Genomic DNA, 11,383 nt, shown 5'->3' with positions numbered 1-11,383 from the left:
GCTCTGCGTCGCGACCGGCGCCGCAGGCGCCCGGCGGAGGCCGCTGCGTTGGCGATTATCACCAAGGCGGGGCAACACCGCGGCCGTGCGATAAATCGTCCTCCCACAGCCTGTTTCCCCCACTCTGTTGGAGCGCCGCTCTGCGTCGCGACCGGCGCCGCAGGCGCCCGGCGGAGGCCACTGCGTTGGCAACTATCGCCAAGGCGGGGCAACACCGCGGTCGTGCGATAAATCGTCCTCCCACAGCCTTGTTTCCCCCACCCTGTTGGAGCGCCGCTCTGCGTCGCGACCGGCGCCGCAGGCGCCCGGCGGAGGCCGCTGCGTTGGCGATTATCGCCAAGGCGGGGCAACACCGCGGTCGTGCGATAAATCGTCCTCCGACAGGGTGGAGAGTATCGCTGTTGGAGGGTGGCTCATGCCTGCCATCAATCCCGCAGGCTGATGATCCGCCAGCCCTTCCTTTCGGCCACTTCGCGCAGGGTGTCGTCCGGGTCCACCGCCACGGGGTGCTCGACCCGTTCCAGCAGCGGCAGGTCGTTGTGGGAGTCGCTGTAGAACCACGCGCCGTCCAGGGTCAGGTCGGTGCCGGCCAGCCACTCCTCGAGGCGTGCCACCTTGCCCTCCCGATAGCTCGGCGTACCGCTCACCTTGCCGGTGTAGCGTCCGTCTATCATCTCCGGCTCCACGGCGATCAGGTGGTCCACGCCCAGGCGCTGGGCGATGGGGGCGGTGATGAAGCGGTTGGTGGCGGTAACGATCAGCAGGGTGTCGCCGCTGGCACGGTGACGGGCCATCAGCTCCTCGCCCTTGACCAGGACGTGCGGTTCGATCTTGCTGGCCATGAACTGCTGATGCCAGGCGGCCAGCTGCTCCGGGCTGTTCTCGGCCAGTGGCCTGAGCGCCACTTCCAGAAACGCATGCATGTCCAGCGTGCCGGCCTCGTAGTCGGCCATGAACCGGTCGTTGGCCTCGCGATAGGCCACCGGGTCCACGGCGCCCTGTTCCAGTAGAAACTCGCCCCAGGCGTGGTCGCTGTCGATGGACAGCAAGGTGTTGTCCAGGTCGAAGATGGCCAGGCTCACGACTTACCCCTTTCGGTTGATGAGAAAAGCCGTCCAACGTGTAAGAAATGACGGCGTTTTGTGAACGAAAGCCCGGGATTATGTCAGACATTCACGGCCGGTGCTAAGCCACGGGCGCGGCTTTTCCCGCCGAGCCCGCGGGGGTGTTCGAGGCACACTGCCGCTTTGTTGTATTGATGCGCTTCGTCGCATTGTGGAAGAATGACCTCAATGACGAATCTACAAGGTGACGTCCGTGATCGACGCTGACGGCTTTCGCCCCAACGTTGGCATTATCATCGCCAACGGCCAGGGGCAGCTGCTATGGGCGCGTCGGGTAGGACAGAATGCGTGGCAGTTTCCCCAGGGAGGCATCAAGGCAACCGAAACACCGCAACAGGCCCTCTATCGCGAGCTGGAAGAGGAAATCGGCCTGACCGTCGATGACGTCGAACTGCTTGCCTGTACCCGGGGATGGCTGCGCTATCGCCTGCCGCGACGCATGGTTCGAACGAATTCCAGGCCGGTCTGCATTGGCCAGAAACAGAAGTGGTTCCTGCTACGGATCCGCTGTCAGGAGAGTCGCATTTGCATGGATAGCTCGGCCAAGCCGGAGTTCGACGGCTGGCGCTGGGTCAGCTACTGGTACCCACTGGGCCAGGTAGTGCCCTTCAAGCGCGAGGTCTATCGCCGGGCCCTGAGGGAACTGTCGCCTCGTGCCCAGCGGCTGGCGCTGGAAGGGCGGTGACACGACCCCTGGACGTCAACCGATCGCCAGGGAGGTGACGGTCCAGGGGTGGCAGCCCCTTCGCTCGGATGGAGATCATCGGCGGGGGTTCCTCAGCAGGCGGGAGACGACAATCATGGAAAGCAAGACGCCGATGCTCGAGGTTCTGCGCCGGGTCATTCAGGAGGTCAACGGGGCGCGCAACCTGGACGCGGCCTTGGCCACCATGGTGCGCCGTATCCGCAAGGCCATGCGCACCGATGTGTGTTCCTTCTATCTCTACGATCCCGATATCGACGAGCTGGTGCTGATGGAAACCATTGGCTTGCACAGCCGCGCGGTGGGCCGGGTCAGCCTGCGGATCGGAGAGGGTCTGGTCGGCCTGGTGGCGGAGCGTGAAGAGCCGCTCAACCTCGAGGATGCGCCGTCTCATCCACGCTTCCGCTACTTCGAGGCGACCGGCGAGGAGCGGTATTCCAGCTTCCTGGGCGTTCCCATCATCCACCAGCGCCGCATGCTGGGCGTGCTGGTGGTGCAGCAGAGCGAAAAGCGTCGCTACGACGACGAAGACGAAGCCTTCCTCATCACCATGGGGGCGCAGCTTGCCGGGGTGCTGGCCCATGCCCTGGCCACCGGCAGCCTGAATCGCCCCAGCCTGCCGGGTGGCCAGGCCCTGTTTACCGGCGTGGCGGCGTCGCCCGGCATGGCCATTGGCGAAGTGGTGGTCGTCGCCCCGCCGGCGGACCTGAGCAGTGTCCCGGACCTGGTTCCTACCGACGTCGAACATGAGATCTCCCGGCTTCGAGTGGCCATCGGGCGTGTCCGCGAAGAGATCAAGGCGGCGGGCGAGCGCCTGGCAAGCCGTATCTCGGCCCAGGAGCTGGCCCTGTTCGAGGTCTACCAGCAGATGCTCAGCGAGGCGGCGCTTTCCCAGGAAGTCGAGAAGCGCATCCGCGAAGGGCAGTGGGCGCCCGGGGCCCTGGCCGATGTGGTGCGTCGTCACGTGCAGTACCTGGAGCGTGTCGACGACGACTACCTGCGTGAGCGGGCCGCCGATGTGCGCGACCTGGGTCGCCGCGTGCTGGCCCACCTGCAGGAAGAAACGCCCCAGATGCCCGACACCTTTCCGGAAAACTCCATACTGGTGGGGGACGAGATCAGCGTCGCCACCCTGGGCGAAATACCCCGCGAACGCCTTGCCGGGCTGGTGTCCGTTCGCGGTTCCAGCACCTCCCACGTGGCGATCATCGCCCGGGCCATGGGGATACCCACCGTGCTGGGCATGGTCGACCTTCCCCTCCCGCGGCTCAGTGGCGTTCGGGTGGTGCTGGACGGCCACCGTGGCCGCCTGTTCGTGCGGCCGTCCGAAGAGCTCGAGAACCGCTACCGCAGCCTGATCGCCGAGGAAGAGGCGCTGACCGAGGTACTGGAGCACGAGCAGGACCTGCCCAGCGAGACCCCGGACGGTCATGCCATGCCGCTCATGGTCAATACCGGCCTGGCCATCGACATGGCGGTGTCGCTGAAGAAACGCATCAGCGGAGTGGGGCTGTACCGCACCGAAGTGCCTTTCATGATCGCCGAACGCTTTCCCGGGGAGCAGGAGCAGGTCCGGCTCTATCGCGATCAGCTCGAAAGCTTCGCGCCCCTGCCCGTGGTCATGCGTACCCTCGATATCGGCGGCGACAAGGACCTGCCTTATTTTCCCATCGAGGAGGCCAACCCCTTCCTTGGCTGGCGTGGCATCCGGGTCACCCTCGATCACCCCGAAGTCCTGATGGTGCAGCTGCGCGCCATGCTGCGCGCCTCCCAGGGGCTCGACAACCTGCAGGTGCTGCTGCCCATGGTGACCAACGTCGACGAGGTCGACGACGCCCTGAAGCTGCTGGACCGGGCCATTCGTGAACTGGCCGAGGACGACGTGATCGTCAAGCGCCCCCGGGTGGGCGTGATGCTGGAAGTGCCGGCCACCCTCTATCAACTCGACGCCCTGGCCGAGCGAACCGACTTCTTCTCGGTGGGCAGCAACGACCTCACCCAATACCTGCTGGCGGTGGACCGCAACAACCCCCGCGTCGCGGGGCTCTACGACGCCTGCCATCCGGCGGTGCTCAGTGCCATGGCGAAGCTGGCGACCGAATCCGCGCGGCTCAAGATGCCGATTTCGGTCTGTGGTGAACTGGCTGGCGACCCGGCCGGGGCATTGCTGCTGATGGGGATGGGCTTCAATGCCCTTTCCATGAACGCACCCAGCCTGCCCCGGGTTCGGGCCGCCATCCGGCGGGTCTCCCTTGACGCGGCAAGGGCCCTGGTCGAGGAAACCCTGGCACTCAATACGCCCAGTGCGGTGCGTAGCCATCTGTTCCATCAACTGAGCGAGTGGCAGCTGGCGCACCTGCTGCCGCCGCGAGACTGACCGCGATCCATGTGCCTGATCGCCTTCGAATACCGGCCTGACACTCGCGTCCCGCTTCGCCTGGTGGCCAACCGCGACGAGTTCCATCACCGGCCTTCGGCCCCGCTGGGTACCTGGGGCGACGCCCCCGGCATCGTCGGCGGGCGAGACCTCGAAGCCGGCGGCAGCTGGCTCGCGGTGCACCGGAGTGGGCGCTTCGCCGCGGTGACCAACGTGCGTGATCCCGCGCTCAAGGTAGGGGCCGCCGCGCCGAGCCGTGGCCAACTGGTGCGCGATGCCCTGGAATGCTCCGATCTCGCCGGCTGGCTGAAGGCACTGGCCGGCGGTGATGGCTGGCGCTATGCCGGCTTCAACCTGCTGGCGGGAGACCGTGGACGGCTCTGGCATCTGCACCGGGGGCGTGAACGCCTGTCCCTGTCCACCGTGTCGCCCGGGGTCCACGGGCTCTCCAACGCCAGCCTGGACACTCCCTGGCCCAAGCTGATCACCGCACGGCAAGGCGTGATGACCGCACTGCGTCGCGGGCGCTGGCCGCAAGACGCGCTGGCCGCCATGGCGGACCACCATCCGGCGGACGATGCCCATCTGCCCGAAACCGGCGTGGGCCTGGAGCTGGAACGCTGGCTGTCGGCTCCCTTCATACAAGGGGAGCGGTATGGCACCCGGGCCATGACCTGGCTGGAGTGGAATGCCGGGGACGGCACCATTCGGCTGGGAGAGCGTCGCTTTGGCCCCGGTGGCCAGGCGCTGGGGGAAAATGAAGAAATCGTGTCGCTCGAAGGGAATGAAAGCGGTCATGCCGCGCTGCCATGACAGCCGTGGCCGGGCGGCGTACACTCCCAAACATCGCCGCATTGCCACAGGGATGATGATGCCCGCTACTCGCAAGGAGTACCTCTGGCCCCGCCTGGTCTGGCCGCTGCTATGGCCGCTGCTGCTGGCCCAGTTGCTGCTCGTGCTGCTCTGTCTGGCCGTGGGTCTCTTTCTGTGGCAGGCCACGCCCGACCCCACCTCCTGGGCGGCTTCCGGCTGGTTGCTGCTTACACTGCTGGCCGGCACCACCCTGACCACGACCGCCTTTCTGCTGCAACTGCGCCATCGCCTGCGAGACTGCGAGGCGCATGTGGACAATGGCCTCAGGCGCCTCGAACGGCTCCTGTTCGAGGCCGACCAGGCCCTGCCTCGCTGGCGCGAACCGCCGATGGCCACGGTTTCCGCTACCGACTCGGCCCTGGATCGATTGAACAGGCTCCAGAGCCGCGTGGGCCAGCTTCAGGCTCGCTTGCGCCGGGTGCCCGACCTGGCCGGCCTGCTTATGTCCACCTCGCGCCCGGCCCTGCTGCTCTATCAGGGCGACATCGTGGGCACCAACCTGGTGATGGAGCAACTGCTGGGCAAAGGGGGGGGAAGCCTGAACGGCAAGCCGCCCGCTGCCTGGCTGCGCGCTCAACGGCCGCCCGACGGCAAGCCGGGTGAAATGCAGGTGCTCGATGCCGAAGGGAACTGGCGGCAACTGCTGGTGGAATGTCTCGAAACCGGGGAGTACGAGCTGCTGCTGTTCGAGGACCCCCATGAGCGATTGCCCCAACTGGGTGGACTGGTGGCGGCACGCGAACGGGCCCGGGAAGAGTCCCGCCTCAAGTCGCGCTACCTGACGCTGCTGCAGCGCGAGCTGGAACCGTTGCTTGCCGACCTGACTCGGGAATTGGAGAATGCCGCCACTCATATCGACTCCCGCCATCTCGTCGAACTGCGTGAACGCATGGCCGACGTGATGCTGCTGGTGAGCAGCCTGGCCGGCAATGGCGAGAACCTGGAAATGCCGAACGAATTGCTCCTGGTGTCGCGCGAGGTGCCCCTGCGGGTGCTGGTCGTCGACGACGGCCCGGTCAATCGCATGCTGGCCAGCCAGGTACTGGAAGCCCAGGGCTTCAGCGTGGACAGCGTCGCCAGTGGCCAGGAGTCGCTGGAACGCCGGCATCAAAAGACCTACGACCTGGTACTGATGGACATCTTCATGCCGGGCATGGATGGCGTGGAGGCGGCGCGTCGCTGGCGCGAACTGGAAACCCGCGACCCCGAGGGAACCCGCAGCATACTGGTGGCCCTGACCGCCAACGCGACCGAGAGCGATAGGCGACGTTTTCGCGACGCCGGCATGGACGACTACCTGGCCAAGCCCTACGGCCCCCGGGCTCTCATCGACCTGCTACGGCACTGGCGTCCGGACGCCTTCGAGGAAACGGCGGCATCATGACACTCATCGCAACCCTGCTCGGCTACCTGGCACTGGGAGCGGCGGCCGGCACCATGGCGGGCCTGTTCGGCGTCGGGGGTGGGCTGGTCATCGTGCCGGCTCTGGTGTTCGCCTTCGGCCTGCAGGGCGTCGACCCCGCCGTTACCATGCACCTGGCCGTCGGCACCTCGCTTGCCACCATCGTGGTGACGGGCAGCTCATCGGCCTGGGCGCACCATCGCAGGGGCAGCATCCAGCGTGACTGGTTCATGGCCCTGCTGCCGGGCCTGATACTGGGAGCCGTGGCCGGCGTCTTCGTGGCCGGGGCGCTTTCCGGCGGGCTGCTTGGCACCCTGTTCGGCGTTTTCGTGATTCTCGTGGCGGCCAGGATGGCGCTGGGCAAGGGCCCGAAGGCGGGTGCCGTCGTGCCCGGGCGGCTGGGCATGGGTATCGCCGGCGGGGTGATCGGCGCCATTTCGGCGCTGTTCGGAATTGGTGGCGGCACGCTGAGCGTGCCCTGGCTGTCCCGCTGCGGCGCCAGCATGACGAGTGCCATCGGCACCTCGTCCGCATGCGGGCTGCCCATCGCCCTGGCCGGTGCGGCAACCTTCATCGTCGTGGGGTGGGGCAACGTCCTGCTGCCGGCTGGAGCCACCGGTTTCGTCATGTGGCCCGCCTTCCTCGGCATCGTGATCGCCAGCGTGCCCTTCGCCCGGTTGGGTGTGCGCCTGGCCCACGTGCTGCCGGCCAAGATACTGCGACTCTCTTTCGCCGTCCTGTTGGCGATAGTGGGTCTGAGATTCCTGTTCTGAGGTAAGCAATGTGAACTACCCCGATATCGACCCGGTTGCCATTTCCCTGGGGCCGTTCCAGGTCCACTGGTACGGCCTGATGTACGTGATCGGCTTCGTTGGCGCCTGGTGGCTGGGCCGCCGGCGCGCCCACCGCATCGGCCTGACCCACGACGACGTGGGCGACCTGCTGTTCTATACCGCCATCGGCGTGGTGGCGGGGGGGCGGCTGGGCTATGCCCTGTTCTACGGCATGGGGCAATGGCTGGCCGACCCGCTGTGGGTATTCCGTATCTGGGACGGCGGCATGAGCTTCCACGGGGGGCTGATAGGGGTGCTGCTGGCGGCCCTGTGGTACGCCAGGAAGAAGCGCATGGCCTTCTTCACCCTGACCGACTTCTTCGCCCCCATGGTGCCGATCGGCCTGGGCGCCGGGCGCATCGGCAACTTCATCAATCGCGAGCTGCCGGGTCGGGTCACCGAACTGCCCTGGGGCATGCCGTTCCCCGGCATGGGGCCGGAACCGCGCCACCCCACCGCGCTCTACGAAGCCTTCCTGGAGGGGCTCGTCCTCTTCGCGGTGCTGTGGTGGGTATCGAGCGAGCCCCGCCGGCGCGGGCTGATCTCGGGGTTGTTCCTGCTGCTCTACGGCGTGTTCCGCTTTGCGGTGGAATTCGTGCGCCTGCCCGACGCCCACATCGGCTTCATCGCCTTCGGCTGGGTGACCATGGGCATGCTGCTGACGCTGCCGATGATCGTCTTCGGCATCCTGCTCATCTTCTGGTCGCGCCGCCAGCCGGTGGACGCCCGGGCCGGGTAGCGGGCAAGAGCGTTCGCGGGTGGCCCGACACGTGGGGGGGAGGTAGACTCTAGCCCCCCGTTTCCTCTTTTATTCTCCACTTCCAGGGTCAGCCTGACGATGCCCAACGACAACGCCCAGCCCGCCCTCGAGCAACCCTACCTTGACCTGATGCGCCAGGTGCTCGATCGCGGTATCGAGCGCGCCGACCGTACCGGAGTGGGCACCCGCTCGATCTTCGGCCACCAGATGCGCTTCGACCTGTCGCGGGGCTTTCCGCTGGTGACCACCAAGAAGCTGCACCTGCGCTCGATCGTTCATGAACTGCTGTGGTTCCTGCGCGGCGACACCAACATCGCCTACCTCAAGGAGAACGGGGTCCGCATCTGGGACGAGTGGGCCGACGAGAACGGCGACCTCGGCCCGGTCTACGGCTACCAGTGGCGCAGCTGGCCCGACCCCCGGGGCGGCCATGTGGACCAGATCGTCACGCTGCTCGAACAGCTGCGCACCAACCCCGGCTCGCGGCGGCTGATCGTCTCGGCCTGGAACCCGGCCCTGGTGGACGAGATGGCGCTGCCGCCCTGCCACTGCCTGTTCCAGTTCCATGTGGCGGAAGGGCGGCTCTCCTGCCAGCTCTACCAGCGCAGTGCCGATATCTTCCTGGGCGTGCCGTTCAACATCGCCAGCTATGCGCTGCTGACCCGGATGATTGCCCAGGTCGTCGGTCTCGAGCCCGGCGACTTCGTCCACACCCTGGGCGACGCCCACCTCTACCTGAACCACCTGGAACAGGCGGAGCGCCAGCTTGCGCGCTCCCCGCGGCCGGCACCCCGGCTGGTGCTCGACCCGGGAATCGACGACCTGTTCGATTTCCGCTTCGACCACATCGCCATCGAGGGCTACGACCCCCACCCCCACATCAAGGCCGAGGTGGCCGTATGACGGACGAAACACTGATACCGGTGGCGATGATAGCCGCGCTCTCCCGCAACCGTGTGATCGGCGTGGGCAACAAGCTGCCCTGGTACCTGCCGGAGGACCTCAAGTTCTTCAAGCGCATGACCCAGGCCAAGCCGCTGATCATGGGCCGCAAGACCTTCGAGTCGATCGGGCGCCCCTTGCCCGGGCGGCTCAACATCGTGGTGACCCGGGACACCGCCTTCCGGCACGACGGCGTGCGGGTCTGCCACGACCTGGAATCGGCCCTGGCACTCGCCGACCAGCAGGCGACCATCGACGCCGCCGACGAGATCATGGTCATGGGCGGCGGCGAGATCTACGCCCAGGCGCTGCCCCATGCCAGCCGCCTCTACCTGACCGAGGTGGAGATCGACGTGGAAGGCGACACCCGCTTCCCCGCGCTGGACCCGGCCGAGTGGAAAGAAGTGCGGCGCCTTCCCGGCGAACCCGCCGCAGGGCAGCCGAGCTACAGCTTCGTCGAGTATCGCCGTGGGCAACCTTGAGGCCGTCCATGGCAATGGCGTACATTGAGCCATGCGGTGCCGCTCGAGGGGGCTTGAACGGCAGCATGGAGCGGGGTGGCGGCCGATGCGATTGACGACCGAGCAGATTGCAATCATCAAGCAGGCGACCGCTGAAGTCTTCGGCAGCGAGGTCGACGTTCCCATGCATCGTCACGCCCAGCGGACGGCCCGAACGCTATGAGCAAGGATACGCAGCAACTCCTCCCCGTCGACAGGTTCCTCTCGACGCTGGATATCGTTGAGCGTGAAGGACGCCATCTTCGCTACAGCTGGAACAGCCTGTTCGGCGTCGGCGCTCCCGAACCCGATGCCGACTGGGTGGCTGGCCTGGAACACCATCCCGAGGAGGCGGTCAGGCTCGAGGCCTTTGTCTCGCGCTATGGCCGCATGCAGGACACCATCGCTGACAAGCTGATTCCACGTTGGCTACAGAGTATGGCCGAGCGCACCGGCAGCCAGATCGAAAATCTCAATCGTGCGGAGCGCCTTGGCATGCTGGAGAGCGTTGAAACCTGCTGGCGGGGCGCAAGCTGTGCAACCAGCTGGTTCACGAGTATATGCAGGACCCGGTGGCTTTTGCCGCATCGCTCGAAGCCGCCAAAGAGTACTCTCTGATGCTGATGGCGACCTATGGCCGGGTGCGTGACTACGCAGAGAAGCGAATGTCGCTGGAAAAGCCGCTGCCCGAACCGCTGCCCCTGCCGAATCAACGGCCGCTCTGATAACCGCTAGAATTCAACACAGGATTTGTCTGCGCCGAGCTTGTATCACAAACTTGGCTCAACGGACCGTCTATGGAGGGAGCGGTGTGATCGAAGAACGTTCAAATCATCTGTTCCAATCCCTGGAGCGGCGCGCCGCCGATGCGCTCGACGAGCTGCGCCTGTGCCGCGCCAAATTGCAGGAACTGGAAACCCGGCTGGCCGAATCCCAAGCGGCCCAGCGTGAACAGGAAGCGGCGTGCCTGGAGCTCGAAGCGGCGCGCCTGGAGCTGGAAGAGGAAAATCGCGAGCTCGACGAGCAGAACCGCGAACTGGAAGAGGACAACGCTCGCCTGCGCGGACGCATCAAGAGCGGTGCACCGGCGCCCGTCTTCCCGGGGGCGCCACGGCGCGCCCAGGGGCTCGCCGCCCTGATCGACCACCGCCCCCGGGAGAGCGCCCCCCGGCCCGTGGCCGGCGAGGCGCCGGCCACGACATCGCAGGCCACGGCATCACAGGTCCCCTCGGCCGCCACCGACACGACCGATGCCACCGACCCCACCGAGCGTCAGGGCGCGCTGCCCATCGAGCAGGCGCCCACCGCCGAGGCGCTGCTCGCCGAGTGGTACCAGCGCTACCCCGACACCTTCTTCAAGGGCCATACCCGGCCGCTGAAAGTGGGCATTCACCAGGACCTCGCCCGGCGCGAACCCTGGCCCGAAAAGCTGGTGCGGCGCGCGCTGGCCGGCTACGTCAACCTTCCCCGCTACCTGAAGGCGGTGCGGCAAGGGGCCGAGCGCATCGACCTGGAAGGGCGGCCGGAAGGCACGGTGGACACCCAGGCCGCGGAGCACGCCCAGCGCAAGCTGGAACGGCTGCAGGCCGAGCGCCGGCAGCGCGACCAGGCTGGCGCGCCCGGCCGGCGGCGTGGCGGCAAAGCCGGGAGGACCGGAAAAACCGACAAAACCGACAGAAAGGGCCGCCGCAACCATGGAACGGCCGTTTCGCGGCACGCCGCGCCGGCCGGGAACGAGCCGGCCGCCACCGGCGAACGCACGCCGGATGCCCTCGCCAGCGCCAAGCCGGAGGAGCGCATGGAAGCAAAGCTCTCGGCGCTGCTGGCCAAGCACAACGGCCGGGGCAAGCGCCCCTGATGCGCCCCCCG

At 66.8% G+C, this 11,383-nt stretch carries 11 protein-coding genes; 10 read left to right on the top strand and 1 reads right to left on the bottom strand.

What is annotated here, in order from left to right; all coding sequences use genetic code 11:
- Positions 1–425: 425 nt before the first annotated feature.
- Complete coding sequence (locus tag C1H69_RS19235; protein ID WP_102655004.1) at positions 426–1,082, bottom strand: histidinol-phosphatase; 657 nt, start codon at positions 1,080–1,082, stop codon at positions 426–428.
- Positions 1,083–1,317: 235 nt separating this feature from the next.
- On the opposite strand from C1H69_RS19235, the gene C1H69_RS19230 reads away from it, so the two are divergent.
- The 10 genes from C1H69_RS19230 (at position 1,318) to C1H69_RS23930 (ending at position 11,372) form a co-directional block, all read left to right on the top strand.
- Positions 1,318–1,809: an RNA pyrophosphohydrolase gene (locus C1H69_RS19230; protein WP_102655003.1), complete on the top strand. Its 492-nt coding sequence runs from the start codon at positions 1,318–1,320 to the stop codon at positions 1,807–1,809.
- Positions 1,810–1,942: 133 nt separating this feature from the next.
- Positions 1,943–4,204 (top strand): phosphoenolpyruvate--protein phosphotransferase, encoded by a 2,262-nt coding sequence (gene ptsP / locus C1H69_RS19225; RefSeq protein ID WP_102655010.1) that lies wholly within the window; start codon positions 1,943–1,945, stop codon positions 4,202–4,204.
- A 9-nt stretch (positions 4,205–4,213) separates the two neighbouring features.
- A complete protein-coding gene (locus tag C1H69_RS19220) occupies positions 4,214–5,017 on the top strand; it encodes an NRDE family protein (RefSeq protein WP_102655002.1) in 804 nt (267 codons plus the stop codon).
- The gene (locus C1H69_RS19215; RefSeq protein ID WP_165789540.1) at positions 5,001–6,461 is read left to right on the top strand and encodes a response regulator; all 1,461 of its coding nucleotides are present in this window, start codon (positions 5,001–5,003) and stop codon (positions 6,459–6,461) included. The genes C1H69_RS19220 and C1H69_RS19215 overlap by 17 nt, the downstream gene beginning before the upstream one ends.
- Entirely contained in the window at positions 6,458–7,252 is a 795-nt protein-coding gene (locus C1H69_RS19210) for a sulfite exporter TauE/SafE family protein (RefSeq protein WP_102655000.1), read from the top strand. The genes C1H69_RS19215 and C1H69_RS19210 overlap by 4 nt, the downstream gene beginning before the upstream one ends.
- A gap of 10 nt (positions 7,253–7,262) precedes the next feature.
- A complete protein-coding gene (lgt, locus tag C1H69_RS19205; RefSeq protein ID WP_102654999.1) occupies positions 7,263–8,051 on the top strand; it encodes a prolipoprotein diacylglyceryl transferase in 789 nt (262 codons plus the stop codon).
- Between the two features lie 99 nt (positions 8,052–8,150).
- Positions 8,151–8,975 (top strand): thymidylate synthase, encoded by an 825-nt coding sequence (locus C1H69_RS19200; protein ID WP_102654998.1) that lies wholly within the window; start codon positions 8,151–8,153, stop codon positions 8,973–8,975.
- Positions 8,972–9,496: a dihydrofolate reductase gene (locus C1H69_RS19195; protein ID WP_102654997.1), complete on the top strand. Its 525-nt coding sequence runs from the start codon at positions 8,972–8,974 to the stop codon at positions 9,494–9,496. Before C1H69_RS19200 ends, C1H69_RS19195 begins: the two co-directional genes overlap by 4 nt.
- A 198-nt stretch (positions 9,497–9,694) precedes the next feature.
- On the top strand, positions 9,695–10,132 hold the full coding sequence (locus C1H69_RS19190; RefSeq protein ID WP_205738551.1) for a hypothetical protein: 438 nt from the start codon (positions 9,695–9,697) through the stop codon (positions 10,130–10,132).
- Positions 10,133–10,325: 193 nt separating this feature from the next.
- Positions 10,326–11,372 carry a ProQ/FINO family protein gene (locus C1H69_RS23930; RefSeq protein ID WP_240610012.1) on the top strand — a complete coding sequence of 349 codons (1,047 nt, stop codon included), beginning with the start codon at positions 10,326–10,328 and terminating at the stop codon, positions 11,370–11,372.
- Positions 11,373–11,383: the final 11 nt, after the last annotated feature.

Source organism: Billgrantia endophytica (genome assembly GCF_002879615.1).
Lineage (GTDB): Bacteria > Pseudomonadota > Gammaproteobacteria > Pseudomonadales > Halomonadaceae > Halomonas > Halomonas endophytica.
Note: the sequence above shows the minus strand (reverse complement) of the source record. Positions and strands in the feature narration are given on the sequence as shown.